Source organism: Streptomyces sp. NPDC048462, assembly GCF_043200175.1.
Classification (GTDB): Bacteria; Actinomycetota; Actinomycetes; order Streptomycetales; family Streptomycetaceae; genus Streptomyces.
On sequence record NZ_JBICXG010000009.1, the window covers coordinates 59001 to 75802 of the forward strand.

Sequence of the window (16802 nt, forward strand, 5' to 3'; positions counted from 1 at the left end):
TGCCACCGGCAACGGGGTCCTCGTTTTTGTCTGCCCGGAAGGCCCGCAGGCCACGACCGGCGCGCGGGGGCGCGCGTCCCGGCGTGCGGCGGCGTTCGAGGTGGAACAGATGCACCCCTCATGATGAACAACACCGGACAGTAGGGTCGCGGCGTCCTCGGCGTGCGCTACATTCATCGTCCGGGTGCACTGTGGTAGGGGGCGCGTGGACAGGGTGGGGGCCCGGTCCGGCGGCATATAACCGGTCAGTTGCGCGCACCCGATCTTGAGTGGGGGAAGTGCGTACACCAGTGGAAACTTGGCGTGAAGGTGCCCATGCGGGGCACACACACGAGCCGAACGAAGTCACCATCCAACTTGACGGTCTGGGACGCCAGCTCTCCGAGCTGCTCCCGGAACCCGGCGCTCCGGAAGGCTCCGACGGCCCTGTCTTCGTCGACGAGAGCGGGCGGCGGAGCAAGACGTTCCGGCGCTTCGGCTGGGTGATCGCGGCGGTCTGCGTCTGCTTCGCGGTGACGCTCGTCGGCACCGTGCTCGGGGGCAACTCCAGCGCTCCGTTCCTGCCGCTCTCCGGCCAGGAGGAGCACAAGAAGGCGGACGAGGTCGAGGTGTCGCCCGCGCCGGACGAGAGCGTGAGCGCCCCGGTGACCCCCGGCGCGACGGCCGGCTCCTCGCCGTCCGCACCGGTGGCCGGAAGCAGTGCCCCCGTGGTGCCGGGCAGTTCCGCCGACGCCGGCGCCCCGGCGTCCGGCACCGGCTCCTCGGCACCGGACGCCGTCGTACCGGCCGGGAACCGGTCCGAGTCCGCCGGCGGCGGTGGCGGTGGCACCGCGCCGTCCTCCGGCACCACGGCATCCGCCCCGGCCACCGACGACACCGCACCGCCTCCCGCCGACACCGAGGCACCGCCGTCGGACCCCACGACACCGCCCCCCGCCGAGTCCTCGCAGCCCCCTGTGGAAGAGCAAGAAGGCGTCCAGTAAATGACCACCCCCGTCACACGGGGCAGGCACAACCGCAAGAAGCAGACCCGGCGGCGCAGGCTTCCCATGCGCTATCTGCTGCCGTTCCTGCTCCTCGTCGCCCTGCTCGCCATGCTGATGCTGCGCGGTTACGTGCACAGCGAAATCCTTGCCGACCACCGGATCCAGCCACCGGCGGCGACCGATCAGGTCCCCGAGCAGGTACTCGAAGGCGGACCGGTCATCGACGCGCGCAGCGCGAGCGAACCGGCCAAGACCCTGCGCATCCCCGACCACCACATCGTGCTGACCTTCGACGACGGCCCGGACCCGGAGTGGACCCCGCGCGTGCTCGACAAGCTCAAGGAGTACGACGCGCACGCCGTCTTCTTCGTCACCGGCACCATGGCCTCGCGCTACCCCGAGCTGGTGGAGCGCATGGTCAGGGAGGGGCACGAGGTCGGGCTGCACACCTTCAACCATCCCGACCTCTCCTACCAGTCGCACACCCGCATCGACTGGGAACTCTCGCAGAACCAGCTGGTGCTGGCCGGCGCGGCCGGAATCCGCACCTCGCTGTTCCGGCCGCCGTACTCCTCGTTCGCCGACGCCATGGACGACAAGTCCTGGCCGGTCACCCAGTACATCGGCAGCCGCGGCTACCTCACCGTCGTCAACAACACCGACAGCGAGGACTGGAAGCGCCCCGGCGTCCGCACCATCATCAAGAACGCCACCCCGAAGCACGGCAAGGGCGCCATCGTCCTGATGCACGACTCGGGAGGCAACCGCTCCCAGACCGTGGCCGCGCTCGACCGCTTCCTGCCCAGGATGCAGGACGAGGGATACGAGTTCGCCAACCTCACCGACGCCCTCGGCGCCCCCAGCGCGCACACCCCGGTCACCGGTCTCGCGCTGTGGAAGGGCAGGGCGTTCGTCTACGCCGTCGGCGTCTCGGACCACATCACCGATGTCATGGTCGCCGGTCTCGCCGTCATCGGGGTACTGGTCATCTCCCGCTTCGGGCTGATGCTGCTGCTCTCCTTCGCGCACGCCCGCCGGGTCCGCAAACGGGGCTTCAGCTGGGGCGAACCGGTCACCCGCCCGGTGACCGTCCTGGTGCCCGCGTACAACGAACGCGAGTGCATCGCCAACACGGTGCGCTCCCTGGTGGCAAGTGACTATCCGGTCGAAGTCATCGTGATCGACGACGGCTCCACGGACGGCACCGCCGACATCGTCGAGGCGATGCGGCTGCGAGACGTCCGGGTGGTGCGCCAGCGCAACGCAGGCAAGCCCGCCGCCCTCAACAACGGCATCGCGCACGCCCGCCACGACATCATCGTGATGATGGACGGCGACACCGTCTTCGAGCCGTCCACCGTCCGCGAGCTCGTGCAGCCCTTCGCCGACCCCGGGGTCGGGGCCGTCGCGGGCAACGCCAAGGTCGGCAACCGGGACTCGATGATCGGGGCCTGGCAGCACATCGAGTACGTGATGGGCTTCAACCTCGACCGCCGGATGTACGACCTGCTGCGCTGCATGCCCACCATCCCCGGCGCGGTCGGGGCGTTCCGCCGGGACGCGCTGGACCGGATCGGCGGCATGAGCGAGGACACCCTCGCCGAGGACACCGACGTCACGATGGGCCTGCACCGGGACGGCTGGCGCGTCGTGTACGCGGAGAACGCCCGTGCCTGGACCGAGGCGCCGGAGACCGTGCAGCAGCTGTGGTCGCAGCGCTACCGCTGGTCGTACGGCACGATGCAGGCCATCTGGAAGCACCGCCGCGCGGTCCTCGATCGCGGACCCTCCGGCCGCTTCGGCCGCGTCGGGCTGCCGTTCGTCGCCCTGTTCATGGTCGTCGCCCCGCTGCTCGCCCCCCTCATCGACGTCTTCCTGCTGTACGGAATCGTCTTCGGGCCCACCCAGAAGACGATCGTCGCCTGGCTCGGCGTCCTCGCCGTACAGGCGGTCTGCGCCGCGTACGCCTTCCGGCTCGACCGGGAACGCATGACGCATCTGATCTCGCTGCCCCTCCAGCAGATCCTCTACCGGCAGCTCATGTACGTGGTGCTGCTCCAGTCCTGGATCACCGCTCTCACCGGCGGCCGGCTGCGCTGGCAGAAGCTGCGCCGCACCGGCGTCGTGGAGGCGCCCGGCTCGATGCCCAGCCAGCGGCGCGGCAGCAGCAACGACCGGAGGCCCGTCGCATGACCCACCCGAGCCACCCCTCGGCGTACCCGCAGCAGCCGGCCGGGGAGCCGCACACGGTGCCGTTCCCGGCGCAGACGCCCCAACCGCCGGCCGGACAGGGGTACGGGCCCGGGGGACAGACCCCGTACGCCTCCACCGGGCAGGCGCCGTACCCGTACCCGTCCGCCGGTGCCCCGTCCGCGCTGCCGCCCGAGACCGGTGCCGCGGTGCCGGCCGCCGCGGCGAAGGAGCCGGTGGCCGCCGCACCGAAGGCGGGCGGCCGCGACCGCTACCTCGACCTGCTCCGGGCCGTCGCGCTGGTCCGCGTCGTCGTCTTCCACCTCTTCGGCTGGGCCTGGCTGACCATCCTCTTCCCGTCCATGGGCGTGATGTTCGCGCTGGCCGGCTCCCTGATGGCCCGGTCGCTGGCCCGGCCGGCCTGGAGCGTCCTGCGCGGCCGGCTGCGCAGGCTGCTGCCGCCGATGTGGGCGTTCGCCGCCCTCGTCGTACCGATGATGTTCGTGATGGGCCTCAAACCGGTGCGGGAGGAGGGCATCTGGTGGTTCCTGAAGCTCGGCTGCTACATCCTGCCGGTCGGCTCGCCGCCGTTCCCCTGGGAGAGCGGCTCCGAGAGCGGGTTCCTGGAGCAGTCGTGGGCCGAGCAGGCGGTGGGTCCGCTCTGGTACATCCGCGCCTACCTGTGGTTCGTGCTGGCCTCACCGCTGCTCCTGAAGGCGTTCCGCAGGCTGCCCTGGGTGACGATGCTCGCGCCGATCGGCCTGACCGCCGTCGTCGGCACCGGTCTGGTCACCGTGGACGGGGCGACGGGCGAGGCGCTCGTCGACTTCGGCACCTTCGGTGCCTGCTGGATCCTGGGTTTCGCCCACAACGACGGGCTGCTGAAGAAGGTCCCGCGCTACATCTCGGTCTCCTCGGCCGCGATCTTCATGGCCTTCGGCCTCTGGTGGGCGTCCGGACACCTCACCGAGGAGGGCTGGAACCTCGACGAGATCCCGCTCGCCCAGGCCACCTGGTCACTCGGCTTCTGCGCGATACTGCTCCAGTACGCGCCCTCGTGGCGGGAACTGCCCGGCCGGCTGGCCGGCTGGGACAGCCCGATCACCCTGGCCAACAACCGGGCCGTGACGATCTACCTCTGGCACAACATGCTGTTCATGGCGACGATGCCGATCATCGACCAGCTGTGGAACGTCCCATGGGTCGGTGACCATCTCGGCACGTACATCGACGCCTCGTACAACGTGCTGATGCTGATCCTGATCTGGCCCCTGATAGGGGTGATGATCGTCGCGGTCGGCTGGGTCGAGGACGTGGCGGCGAAGCGGCGGCCCCGGCTCTGGCCCAACGGCGCCCCGAAGCGGACGAGCGGGCGGTCCGCCGGAGCCGGCACGCCGGAGCCGGCCGGGACCTCCGGGCGGCGCGGCCGGTGACCGCCCTCACCGGGGCGTCCGCGCTCCGGTGAGAGCAAGGTTGCCCACCGGTCACCTCACGGCACCACGCCGAAACGCGCGCTCCCTAGGTTCGGGGACAACACCCCGACCCGTGGAGGCGCGTGATGGCTGGCCGTTGGATCGAGCAGTGGGAACCGGAGGACGAGACGTTCTGGCGGGAGAAGGGCGAGCGGATCGCCCGCCGGAATCTGTGGTTCTCCGTCCTCTCCGAGCACGTCGGTTTCTCGATCTGGACCCTGTGGTCGGTGATGGTCCTGTTCATGGGACCGGAGTACGGGGTGGACCCGGCCGGGAAGTTCTTCCTGATCTCGACCGCGACGCTGGTCGGCGCGGTCGTGCGGGTGCCGTACACCTTCGCGGTGGCCCGGTTCGGCGGCCGCAACTGGACCGTGTTCAGCGCGTTCACCCTGCTGGTGCCGACCGTCGCCGCCTATGTGGTGATGGAGCCCGGGACCTCGTACACCACGTTCCTGGTGGTAGCGGCACTGACCGGTATCGGCGGCGGCAACTTCGCCTCCTCGATGACGAACATCAACGCCTTCTTCCCGCTGCGCGAGAAGGGCTGGGCGCTCGGGCTCAACGCGGGCGGCGGCAACGTCGGGGTGCCCGTGGTGCAGCTCGCCGGGCTGCTGGTGATCGGGACGGCGGGTGCCGCGCATCCGAGGATCGTGCTCGGCGCGTACATCCCGCTGATCGTCGTCGCCGCGCTGTGCGCCGCGTACTTCATGGACAACCTGGCGCCCGTGCAGAACGACACCGGGGCCGCCGGGAAGGCCGTCCGCGACCCGCACACCTGGATCATGGCGGTGCTCTACATCGGCACCTTCGGCTCCTTCATCGGCTACAGCTTCGCCTTCGGCCTGGTGCTCCAGACCCAGTTCGGCCGGACCCCGCTGGAGGCCGCCTCGCTCACCTTCATCGGCCCGCTGCTCGGCTCCCTGATCCGGCCGGTCGGCGGCCGGCTGGCCGACCGGTACGGCGGCGCCCGCATCACCATGGGGAACTTCGTGGCGATGGCGGTGGCGACCGGCGTCGTCGTGTACGCCTCCGGCATCGAGTCGCTGCCCGTCTTCCTGACCGGCTTCACCGCGCTCTTCGTCCTGAGCGGGCTCGGCAACGGATCGACGTACAAGATGATCCCGGGCATCTTCCACGCCAAGGCGATCGCCCTGGGACTGCGCGGCGAGCAGGCCGCGGCGCACGGGCGGCGGCTGTCCGGGGCGGCCATGGGGCTCATCGGCGCGGTCGGCGCACTCGGCGGGCTGGCCATCAACCTGGCCTTCCGGCAGTCCTTCCAGAGCTCGGGCACCGGGACGGCGGCCTTCTGGTCCTTCCTGGCCTTCTACGGGGTGTGCTCCGTGCTCACCTGGGCGGTATACCTTCGCCGCACCGCGGTCCTCCCGGCGAAGCCGCAGCTCAGCTACGCGGAGGTGTGATGATGGCCCAGGGGCCGTTCCTTTGGATCAGGCTGGGCTCGCGGGGTCCGGTGACGTAACGGGCGGGAAATACGGGCGAACCGAGCCTGTCACGCAGCGTTGACAGTCTCGGTACTCCGCACCATCGAGCAGCAGCGGGACGAGAGCCGGGTAGACCATATGCACGACGACGAACAGCACGGGCCCCTCGCGGGCTTCACGGTCGGCGTCACCGCCGCGCGCCGGGCGGACGAACTCGCCACGCTGCTGCGGCGGCGCGGCGCCACCGTGGTGCACGCGCCCGCTCTGCGGATCGTGCCGCTCGCCGACGACAGCGAACTCCTCACCGCCACCAAGGAACTCGTCGACAGCGTCCCCGACGTGGTCATCGCCACCACCGCGATCGGCTTCCGGGGCTGGATCGAGGCGGCCGACGGCTGGGGGATCGGGGCCCAGCTGCTGGACCGGCTGCGCGGCGTCGAACTGCTGGCGCGCGGCCCCAAGGTCAAGGGCGCGGTCCGGGCCGCCGGGCTCACCGAGGCGTGGTCACCCGCATCCGAGTCCATGGCGGAAGTGCTGGAACGGCTCCTCGCCGAGGGCGTCGAGGGCCGCCGCATCGCCCTCCAACTGCACGGCGAACCGCTCCCCGGCTTCGTCGAGTCGCTCCGGGCGGCGGGCGCCGAGGTCATCGGCGTACCCGTCTACCGCTGGATGCCGCCCGAGGACATCGCCCCGCTCGACCGGCTCCTCGACCTCACCGCCGCACGCGGCCTGGACGCGCTCACCTTCACCAGCGCCCCCGCCGCGGCCTCGCTGCTGCGCCGCGCCGAGGAGCGCGGCATGCTTCCCGAACTCCTGGGCGCCCTGCGGGACGACGTCGTATCGGCCTGCGTCGGGCCGGTCACCGCCCTGCCGTTGCAGGCCCACGGGCTCGACACCGTCCAGCCCGAGCGCTTCCGGCTCGGCCCGCTCGTCCAGATCCTCTGCCGTGAACTGCCGGGCCGGGCGCGTACGTTGCCCATCGCCGGACACCGGGTCGAGATCCGGGGCCACGCCGTCCTGGTCGACGACGAGCTGCGCCCGGTGCCGCCGGCCGGGATGGCCCTGCTGCACACCCTGGCCCGCCGGCCGGGCTGGGTGGTGGCCCGCGCCGACCTGTTGCGGGCCCTGCCCGGCAGCGGCACGGACGAGCACGCGGTGGAGACGGCCATGGCCCGGCTGCGCACCGCGCTCGGGGTGCCCAGGATCGTCCAGACGGTCGTCAAGCGCGGCTACCGACTGGCCCTGGACCCGGCGGCGGACACCAAGTACGCGGACTCCTGAGGCAGCTGCCGTCCCGTCAGGCGGGCGGCCCGCAGCAGGAGGACGAGCGCGGCGGTGCACAGGACCGCCCGTACGGCGTTCCAGGCGACCCACGCGTCCTCGAACCGGTCCCGTACGGCGGCCGGGTCGGCGATGCGCGCCGGGTCGCCGGCCCGCGCGAGCTCGTCGTTGAGCGGGACGTTGACGCCCGAGGTGAGCAGGAAGGCGACGGTGTACACCGCGAGCGCGGCGAAGAGCCAGCCGCGCGGGCCGGGGGAGCGGCGCTGCTGCCAGGCGGCCACCGCGGTGAGGACCAGCGCACCGAAGAAGCCGGCGAAGAACACCGGGTTCTCTATGACGTCGTTGATGTTCTGCATGACCTCGATGAAGGTCCGGTCGTCGCTGCGGCCGAGGGCGGGCATGACCGCGCAGGAGAAGACGTAGAACGTGCCCGCGACGAGTCCGGTGGTGACGGCGGCGCCACCGATGACGAGATGGCGCAGGGTGTGGTCGGGCCGGTGGGCCTGGCTGGTTGTCATGCGTCCAGTCAATTCGTCCGGCCGTCCCCGCTCCATCGCTCAGGCGCGCAGCTCCATACGCGGGCGTCCAAAGGCGGTGCGAGGTCCCGGGACGGCCGAGGCGGTGCCGGGTTACCGTGCTGGGATGATCAATGACATCCACCGGCTCGACACGGAGATACGGCTCCGTCCCGCCACCGGATCCGACGCCGCCTCCCTCGCCGCGGCGCTGACCCGCAGCCGTACGTACATGAGTGCCTGGGAGCCCCGGCGCCCCGATGCCTTCTACACCGAGCAGGGGCAGCGCGAGCGGCTGGCCGGGCTGCTGGCCGACCGCGAGGCCGGGCGCGTGATGCCCTGGGTGCTGGCGGACGAGGAGGACCGGGCGGTCGGCGGATTCACCCTCGACGCCATCGTGCTCGGGTCGTTCCGCAGCGCCTCGCTCGGCTACTGGGTGGACGTCGAGTGCGCGGGCCGGGGCCTGGCCACCACCGCGGTGCGGCTCATCTGCGACCTGGCCCGGGACGAGCTGGGGCTGCACCGCGTCCAGGCGGGAACGCTGCTGGACAACGTCGCGTCGCAGCGGGTGCTCGCCAAATGCGGCTTCGAGGAGTTCGCGCTGGCCCCGCGCTACATGCACATCAACGGCGACTGGCGCGACCACCGGCTCTTCCAGCGCATCCTGCACGACGGCCCGGTCACCGGGGCACCCTCCGGCACCTGAGCGTTCCGGGCCCGCCCGCCGCCGCCCGCGCGGTGTCCGGGTGGCGGCAGGGGTTACGGGCGGGGTGCGGGACGGGCACTCTTGGGTGGACGTCGGCCGGACCCAAGGCGGTGGCATGCGCATGGCAACGCGCAAGGGATCGTGCGACTGGCGGTTCGACGCCGGGCGGCTCTGCCTCGACCTGGTGGCGACCGGGGCCGGCAGCGCCGACGCCCCCGACCCGCTGGACCTGCCCGAGCGGCTCGTCCACTGGCTGACGGCCTCCGGAGCCGTACCGCAGGGCACCAGGCTCGCCGCTGTGGACCACAGCTGGCTGCTGCTCTTCCGTCAGCTGAGGACCGCCGTCGACCGGCTGCTGACCGCGCAGCTCGGCGGGCGCGCGGCCGAGGGCGCCCTGGAGCGCGTCAACGCGCTCGCCGCCGGGGCGCCGCCCGCCGTGCGCGCCGTGCGCACCGGGAGCGGCGCCCTGGTGCGCGGGCTCGGCGCCGAACCCGACTGCCGGGCACTGCTCGCCACCGTGGCCCGCGACGCGGTGGAGCTGCTGACCGACCCGGTGGCCCTGGGCGGGCTGCGCCGCTGCGAGGGCGACAACTGCCGCCGGATCTACCTGGACACCTCGCGCGGGCGGCGCAGGCGCTGGTGCTCCAGCGAGGTGTGCGGCAACCGTGAACGGGTCGCCCGGCACCGGCGGCGCAACGCGGACCCGGCCGGGCGGCCCGCGGCGCCCTGACCTCCCGGGGGCCCGGCCGGACCGCCCGGTGCCGGCGCGGGCGCGCGGGCCCGGCGGACCCGGCACGGACCCGGCAAGATCACATGCTCGTGGCAGGTGCGCGACGGGCCCCGCGTCGCATAGGGTTGACGGCTGCCCAATGCACGTCAGAAGGGGGTCTCGGTGGCCGCGCAGGATGCCGCTGTCGATTCGTTGCGGGACCGGGAAATCGGTGTCGAGCAGGAACATCTCGACCGTGTGTACCACCGCCTTGAGGAGAAGATCCACGAGGCGGAATTTCTCATGAGTGATGCCGTCAAACGCGGCCAGGTCGGGACACCGGGAGCACTCGCCGAACGCGACGCCCAGGTGTTCCGGGCCGGAATCCACCTCAACCGGCTGAACAGTGAGTTCGAGGACTTCCTCTTCGGGAGGATCGACCTGCTGCTCGGCAAGGACGGCGAGCGCGGCCCCGACGGCGCGTTCACCTCCGTGGAGCCGGCCGACGACGCAGTACGGGAGGACAGCACCGCCGATATCGCGGAGACGCTGCACATCGGCCGGATCGGGGTCCTCGACTCCGACTACGCGCCACTGGTCATCGACTGGCGGGCGCCGGCCGCCGCACCCTTCTACCGGTCCACGCCGAAGGAACCGGGCCGGGTGGTACGCCGCCGGGTCATCCGCTCCAAGGGCCGCCGGGTCCTCGGCGTCGAGGACGACCTGATGCGCCCCGAGCTGACCGGGCACCTGGGCGGCGAGAAGCTCGCCGTCGTCGGGGACGGGGCGCTGATGGCGGCGCTCGGACAGGCCCGCAGCCACACCATGCGGGACATCGTCTCCTCCATCCAGGCCGAGCAGGACCTGGTGATCCGGGCGCCCGCCGCCTCGGTCACCGAGGTCTCCGGCGGCCCCGGCACGGGCAAGACCGCGGTCGCCCTGCACCGGGCCGCCTACCTGCTCTACCAGGACCGGCGGCGGTACGCGGGCGGCATCCTCGTCGTCTCCCCGACGCCGCTGCTGGTCGCCTACACCGAAGGGGTGCTGCCCTCGCTCGGCGAGGAGGGCCAGGTCGCGATCCGCGCCGTCGGCTCGCTGTCCGACGAGGCGGCGGGCATCCAGGGCGCCACCACCTACGACGAACCGGCCGTCGCCCGGATCAAGGGCTCCTCCCGGATCCTGCACGTGCTGCGCAAGGCGGCCCGCGGGGCGCTGGAGCAGCCGGTGGTCCGGCCGCCCGCCGAGGACGCGGGCCAGCTGGCGTTCGGGGACGCGGAGGAGGCCCCGCAGGAGGCCGCCACGCCCACCCGGCTGCGGGTGGTCGCCTTCGGCGCCCGGGTCGAGCTGAACGAGGACGAGCTCCGGCGCATCCGGAACAACGTCCTCAGCGGCACCGCACCGGTCAACCTGCTGCGCCCGCGCGCCCGCAAACTGCTGCTGGACGCGCTGTGGAGCAGGTCGTCCGGCCGGGGCCGCTACACGGATCAGGAGCTGGCCGCCGAGCTGCGCTCGTCGTTCGACGAGGACGTCTCCACCGAGACGCCGTTCATCGAGTTCCTGAACGCCTGGTGGCCCGAGCTCACCCCGCGCGGGGTGCTCGCCGCGATGTCCGACGAGAAGCGGCTCGCCCGCTGGGCGCGCCGGACCCTCAACCAGGGCGAGGTGCGCCGGCTCGCGCGCTCCCTGAAGCGCCTCGACAGCGCGGGGAGCGGGCCGCTGTCGGTCCACGACGTGGCGATGCTGGACGAGTTGCAGCATCTGATCGGCACCCCGAACCGGCCCAAGCGCAAACGGGAGTTCGACCCGCTGGACCAGCTCACCGGTCTGGAGGAGCTGATGCCGCAGCGGGAGGAGACCCAGTGGGAGCGGGCCGAGCGGCTCGCGGCGGAGCGCACGGAGTACGCGCACGTCATTGTCGACGAGGCGCAGGACCTCACGCCCATGCAGTGGCGGATGGTCGGCCGCCGGGGCCGGCACGCCACCTGGACGATCGTCGGGGACCCGGCCCAGTCCTCCTGGTCCGACCCGGACGAGGCGGCCGCCGCGCGTGACGAGGCGCTCGGCAACCGGCCGCGCCGCCGCTTCACCCTGACCGTCAACTACCGCAACCCGGCGGAGATCGCCGAACTCGCCGCCAAGGTCCTCGCGCTCGCGATGCCCGGCATGGAGTCACCGGCCGCCGTCCGCTCCACGGGCGTCCGGCCGCGCTTCGAGACCGTACGGGACGGCGATCTGGCCGAAACCGTGCGCGAGGAGGCGCGGCGGCTGCTGGGCGAGGTGGACGGCACCGTCGGCGTCGTCGTCGCGATGAACCGGCGTGCGCAGGCCCGCAAGTGGCTCGCGGAGCTCGGTGAGCGGGTGGTCGCGCTCGGCAGCCTGGAGGCCAAGGGGCTGGAGTACGACGCCACGGTGGTCGTCTCGCCCGCGGAGATCGCGGACGAGTCCCCGGCGGGGCTGCGGGTGCTGTACGTCGCGTTGACGCGGGCGACGCAGCAGCTCACGGTCGTCTCGGGGGAGCGGGACCTGCCCGACGAGGACGGGGTGCCGGACCTGCTGAGGGACTGACGCACCGCCGCCGCGGCTGCGGGCCGGGAGCCTTTTCCGGGTCAACCCGCACTGCGGGAATCACTTCTCCGGGGTGTTTGTTAGCCTGGAGTCGGCATCGGCTCGATCCAAGCCCCCGGGCCCAACCTTAGTCGCTTCGAGCGACCACTTGCCGCGAGGCGAGCATGGCGGGCCGGTGCCGCTCAACCGAAGAAGACAGACCCGCGTCACCCCCCGGTGGCGCGGGTCTGTTTCTGTTTACGGGTCCACGAGTTCTGTTTACGGGTCCACGGGCTTCGGGAGGCGGCCCCCGACGGTGACCCGTGAGGGGTTCCGCTGGAGCCCTCATATCTCGTATGGTGGAAACTACTTTCCGAAGTGCGGCAGTCATTACCGGCTACCCACCGGTAGGTGCGAATATCTGAAGGCGTGTGCGGGACTGTTCCTGTTGGCGGACCCGGCCGCGTAGCAATGAAGCTAAGGAAAGCGAAGGACTCGGCCATGGCAACGGCGCCCAGCGTCTCGTACTCGATGACGGTCAGGCTGGAGGTGCCCGCGAGCGGCACAGCGGTCTCCCAGCTCACCACGGCCGTGGAGTCCTCCGGTGGTTCGGTCACCGGCCTCGATGTGACCGCTTCCGGCCACGACAAGCTCCGGATCGACGTCACGATCGCGGCTTCCTCCACCTCGCACGCCGACGAGATCGTCGAAGGTCTGCGCGACATCGACGGCGTCGTCCTCGGCAAGGTGTCCGACCGTACGTTCCTGATGCACCTCGGCGGCAAGATCGAGATGGCGTCGAAGCACCCCATCCGCAACCGTGACGACCTCTCGATGATCTACACCCCCGGTGTGGCCCGGGTCTGCATGGCGATCGCGGAGAACCCCGAGGACGCCCGCCGGCTCACCATCAAGCGAAACTCCGTCGCAGTCGTGACGGACGGCTCCGCGGTGCTCGGCCTCGGCAACATCGGCCCGATGGCCGCGCTCCCGGTGATGGAGGGCAAGGCGGCCCTCTTCAAGCGGTTCGCCGGCATCGACGCCTGGCCGATCTGCCTGGACACCCAGAACACCGACGAAATCGTCGCGATCGTCCGTGCGATCGCCCCCGGCTTCGCGGGCATCAACCTGGAGGACATCTCCGCGCCGCGCTGCTTCGAGATCGAGGCCCGGCTGCGCGAGGCCCTGGACATCCCGGTCTTCCACGACGACCAGCACGGCACCGCCATCGTCGTGCTCGCCTCGCTGACCAACGCGCTGCGCGTGGTGGGCAAGGCCATCGGGGACGTACGGGTCGTCATGTCCGGCGCCGGAGCGGCCGGTACGGCCATCCTGAAGCTCCTGCTCGCCGCGGGCGTCAAGCACGCGGTCGTCGCCGACATCCACGGAGTGGTGCACGCCGGCCGCGAGGACCTGGTCTCCGCCGACGCCGACTCGCCGCTGCGCTGGATCGCGGACAACACCAACCCGGAGTCCGTCACCGGCACCCTCAAGGAGGCCGTCGTCGGCGCCGACGTCTTCATCGGCGTCTCGGCCCCGAACGTCCTGGACGGGACCGACGTGGCGGCGATGGCGGACGGTGCGATCGTGTTCGCGCTCGCGAACCCGGACCCCGAGGTCGACCCCTCGGTCGCCCGCGAGACGGCGGCCGTCGTGGCCACCGGCCGCTCCGACTTCCCCAACCAGATCAACAACGTCCTGGTCTTCCCCGGCGTCTTCCGCGGACTGCTGGACGCCCAGTCCCGCACCGTCAACACGGAGATGATGCTCGCCGCCGCGCGCGCCCTCGCCGATGTCGTCGCCGAGGACGAGGTGAACGCGAACTACATCATCCCGTCGGTCTTCAACGACAAGGTCGCCGGAGCGGTCGCCGGAGCCGTCCGGGACGCCGCCAAGGCGGCCGGCGCGGCTGTGACGGGTCCCACGTCCGTCTGATGTCCGGCGCGTCGCGGGTCGCGGCGCCCCAAACGCCCCTTTAGGGTGGGCGGGCGACGCGTCCCGCAGAGTCCCGCACCCGCTGCGGACCGCTTTCGGGGAGTCGACGGAACGTCACCACGACGAGGCAGTGGCGCTTTTCGTGTGACTCCGGAGGGTGCCGGATTGGCTTTCCCGCCGCAGGTGGGGGCAGGATGCTTTCCCAAGGACTTGGTCCGGGGGGAGACCCCACGGGGCGCGAGGGTTCTCACACGGACCCGAGTCGGGGACTGTCCGAGTGCCCTGGCAGCATCGGCTTCGATCTCACGCCTCACAGGCAAGAAGAACACGGGAGTAACAACATGAACCGCAGTGAGCTGGTGGCCGCCCTGGCCGACCGCGCCGAGGTGACTCGCAAGGACGCCGACGCAGTGCTGGCCGCGCTCGCCGAGACCGTCGGTGAGATCGTCGCCAAGGGCGACGAGAAGGTCACCATTCCCGGTTTCCTGACCTTCGAGCGCACCCACCGTGCCGCTCGCACCGCTCGTAACCCGCAGACCGGCGACCCGATCAACATCCCGGCCGGCTACAGCGTGAAGGTCTCCGCGGGCTCGAAGCTCAAGGAAGCCGCCAAGGGCAAGTAACACCCCTTTGTACGACGCAGGGCGGTCACCCCGACCAAGGGTGGCCGCCCTGCGGCGTTCGCGCCGCAGAAGGGCCGTTCTGTGCCTTCTGGGGCACACGGGCCGATTCCGTCCGGCTCCACAGGCGCCCGCGCATGCCGTCCGGCAGCCGCCCGAACGCACCGGGGCCGGTTCCCGGAGGCCTTCGCCCCCGGGAACCGGCCCCGGCCGTGCCCTGCCGCGCCGCTCAGACGAGTGAACCGCCCGGCAGCTCCACCTTCGCGCCGAGCTTCTCCAGCTTGTCCATGAAGTTCTCGTAACCGCGGTTGATCAGGTCGATCCCGTGCACCCGGGACGTCCCCTGCGCCGCCAGGGCGGCGATCAGGTACGAGAAACCGCCGCGCAGGTCCGGGATGACCAGATCCGCGCCCTGCAGCTTCGTCGGGCCGGAGACGACCGCGGAGTGCAGGAAGTTGCGCTGGCCGAAGCGGCAGTCCGAACCGCCCAGGCACTCGCGGTAGAGCTGGATGTGCGCGCCCATCTGGTTGAGCGCAGAGGTGAAGCCGAGCCGCGACTCGTACACCGTCTCGTGGACGATCGACAGGCCTGCGGCCTGCGTCAGCGCCACGACCAGCGGCTGCTGCCAGTCGGTCTGGAAACCGGGGTGCACGTCCGTCTCCAGCGCGATGGCGTTCAGCGCGCCGCCCGGATGCCAGAACCGGATGCCCTCGTCGTCGATCTCGAAGGCCCCGCCGACCCGGCGGAAGGTGTTCAGGAACGTCATCATCGAGCGCTGCTGCGCCCCGTGGACGTAGATGTTGCCCTCGGTCGCCAGCGCCGCGGACGCCCAGGAGGCGGCCTCCAGGCGGTCCGGGATGGCCCGGTGGGTGTAGCCGTCCAGGCGGTCCACACCGGTGATCCGGATGGTCCGGTCGGTGTCCATGGAGATGATCGCGCCCATCTTCTGCAGTACGCAGATGAGGTCCTCGATCTCCGGCTCGACGGCCGCGTTGGACAGCTCGGTGACGCCCTCGGCCAGCACGGCCGTCAGCAGCACCTGCTCGGTGGAGCCCACCGACGGGTACGGCAGCCGGATCTTGGTGCCGCGCAGCCGCTGCGGGGCCTCCAGGTACTGGCCGTCGGCCCGCTTCTCGATCGTGGCACCGAACTGGCGCAGCACGTCGAAGTGGAAGTCGATGGGCCGGCCGCCGATGTCGCAGCCGCCGAGCCCGGGAATGAACGCGTGGCCCAGCCGGTGCAGCAGCGGGCCGCAGAAGAGGATCGGGATGCGCGACGAGCCCGCGTGGGCGTCGATGTCGGCGACGTTCGCGCTCTCGACGTGGGTGGGGTCAAGGATCAGCTCGCCCGGTTCGTCACCCGGACGGACGGTCACGCCGTGCAGCTGGAGGAGTCCGCGCACCACCCGCACGTCGCGGATGTCGGGGACGTTGCGCAGTCGGCTGGGCCCGCTGCCGAGCAGCGCGGCGACCATTGCCTTCGGCACCAGGTTCTTGGCGCCTCGGACGCGGATCTCGCCCTCCAGCGGGGTTCCGCCGTGGACAAGCAGGACATCGTCTGTGCCGGTCATGAATCTCGCGTTCCGGAGTGGTCGGGCAGGGGGCCAATCGAAAGGGTAATGGCCACGCGCCCCCCTTCCGTAAGAAAGCGGGGGGTGCGCGAACGTCATGAATCCGCCACAACACGCTCCGCTTCCTGAATCTTGCGGAGGGTCACCGTCCGGATGGGGGCCCGGCCGTGCGCTCCTCGTGCACCCGTGCGCCCTGAGCTGCGCTCGGGCACCCGGGGCGGCGGCCGGGCCACTTGGCCCCCGCGAAAGCCGAAGATGCGGGATCATTTCTGGCATGACCGAGGTGTCCTCGCTCACAGGGCGGCTGCTCGTGGCCGCACCCGCCCTGGCGGACCCGAATTTCGACCGCGCGGTGGTGCTGCTCCTCGACCACGACGAGGAGGGCTCGCTCGGTGTTGTCCTCAACCGCCCGACCCCGGTCGGCGTCGCCGACATCCTCACCTCCTGGGCCGGTCTGGCCGGTGAACCCGGTGTCGTCTTCCAGGGCGGTCCGGTCTCCCTGGACTCCGCGCTGGGCGTCGCGGTGATCCCCGGCGACGAGGGTCCCCTCGGCTGGCGCCGGGTGTACGGGGCGATCGGCCTGGTGGACCTGGAGGCGCCGCCCGAGCTGCTGGCCCCGGCCCTGGGCTCGCTGCGGATCTTCGCCGGATACGCCGGCTGGGGGCCCGGACAGCTGGAGGCGGAACTCTCCGAGGGCGCCTGGTACGTCGTCGAGTCGGAGCCCGGGGACGTCTCGTCCCCGCGGCCGGAGAGCCTCTGGAGGGCCGTCCTGCGCCGTCAGCGCAGCGAACTGGCCATGGTCGCCACCTACCCGGACGACCCTTCGCTGAACTGA

At 71.5% G+C, this 16802-nt stretch carries 13 protein-coding genes; 11 read left to right on the forward strand and 2 right to left on the reverse strand.

The window, feature by feature from the left end; genetic code table 11:
- Positions 1–290: 290 nt before the first annotated feature.
- The 5 genes from ACGFU6_RS17265 to ACGFU6_RS17285 all read left to right on the forward strand — a co-directional run bounded on the left by ACGFU6_RS17265 (position 291) and on the right by ACGFU6_RS17285 (position 7368).
- Positions 291–983: a hypothetical protein gene (locus ACGFU6_RS17265; protein ID WP_393611651.1), complete on the forward strand. Its 693-nt coding sequence runs from the start codon at positions 291–293 to the stop codon at positions 981–983.
- Positions 984–3179, forward strand: coding sequence for a glycosyltransferase (locus tag ACGFU6_RS17270; RefSeq protein ID WP_393611653.1), 2196 nt, complete (start codon positions 984–986; stop codon positions 3177–3179).
- Positions 3176–4609, forward strand: coding sequence for an acyltransferase family protein (locus ACGFU6_RS17275; RefSeq protein WP_393611655.1), 1434 nt, complete (start codon positions 3176–3178; stop codon positions 4607–4609). The genes ACGFU6_RS17270 and ACGFU6_RS17275 overlap by 4 nt, the downstream gene beginning before the upstream one ends.
- 125 nt (positions 4610–4734) lie before the next feature.
- Positions 4735–6066 (forward strand): nitrate/nitrite transporter, encoded by a 1332-nt coding sequence (locus ACGFU6_RS17280; RefSeq protein ID WP_393611656.1) that lies wholly within the window; start codon positions 4735–4737, stop codon positions 6064–6066.
- Positions 6067–6225: 159 nt separating this feature from the next.
- The gene (locus ACGFU6_RS17285) at positions 6226–7368 is read left to right on the forward strand and encodes a uroporphyrinogen-III synthase (protein WP_393611897.1); all 1143 of its coding nucleotides are present in this window, start codon (positions 6226–6228) and stop codon (positions 7366–7368) included.
- Here ACGFU6_RS17285 and ACGFU6_RS17290 read toward each other — a convergent pair.
- Positions 7317–7886 carry a DUF1772 domain-containing protein gene (locus ACGFU6_RS17290; RefSeq protein ID WP_393611658.1) on the reverse strand — a complete coding sequence of 190 codons (570 nt, stop codon included), beginning with the start codon at positions 7884–7886 and terminating at the stop codon, positions 7317–7319. The two genes, ACGFU6_RS17285 and ACGFU6_RS17290, sit on opposite strands and share 52 nt — an antisense overlap.
- A 124-nt stretch (positions 7887–8010) precedes the next feature.
- Between ACGFU6_RS17290 and ACGFU6_RS17295 the strand changes: the two genes are divergently transcribed.
- The 5 genes from ACGFU6_RS17295 (at position 8011) to ACGFU6_RS17315 (ending at position 14400) form a co-directional block, all read left to right on the forward strand.
- On the forward strand, positions 8011–8589 hold the full coding sequence (locus ACGFU6_RS17295) for a GNAT family N-acetyltransferase (protein WP_393611660.1): 579 nt from the start codon (positions 8011–8013) through the stop codon (positions 8587–8589).
- A gap of 121 nt (positions 8590–8710) precedes the next feature.
- Positions 8711–9319, forward strand: a complete 609-nt coding sequence (locus ACGFU6_RS17300; RefSeq protein WP_393611662.1) for a CGNR zinc finger domain-containing protein — start codon at positions 8711–8713, stop codon at positions 9317–9319.
- A gap of 162 nt (positions 9320–9481) precedes the next feature.
- Positions 9482–11863: a HelD family protein gene (locus ACGFU6_RS17305; RefSeq protein WP_393611664.1), complete on the forward strand. Its 2382-nt coding sequence runs from the start codon at positions 9482–9484 to the stop codon at positions 11861–11863.
- Positions 11864–12343: 480 nt separating this feature from the next.
- The gene (locus tag ACGFU6_RS17310; RefSeq protein ID WP_393611666.1) at positions 12344–13777 is read left to right on the forward strand and encodes an NAD-dependent malic enzyme; all 1434 of its coding nucleotides are present in this window, start codon (positions 12344–12346) and stop codon (positions 13775–13777) included.
- 341 nt (positions 13778–14118) lie between these two features.
- Positions 14119–14400, forward strand: a complete 282-nt coding sequence (locus ACGFU6_RS17315) for an HU family DNA-binding protein (RefSeq protein WP_003968811.1) — start codon at positions 14119–14121, stop codon at positions 14398–14400.
- Between the two features lie 226 nt (positions 14401–14626).
- Here the strand turns inward: ACGFU6_RS17315 and murA are convergent, their stop codons facing one another.
- A complete protein-coding gene (gene murA, locus ACGFU6_RS17320; RefSeq protein ID WP_350996665.1) occupies positions 14627–15967 on the reverse strand; it encodes a UDP-N-acetylglucosamine 1-carboxyvinyltransferase in 1341 nt (446 codons plus the stop codon).
- Between the two features lie 274 nt (positions 15968–16241).
- Between murA and ACGFU6_RS17325 the strand changes: the two genes are divergently transcribed.
- Positions 16242–16802 (forward strand): YqgE/AlgH family protein, encoded by a 561-nt coding sequence (locus ACGFU6_RS17325; RefSeq protein ID WP_393611667.1) that lies wholly within the window; start codon positions 16242–16244, stop codon positions 16800–16802.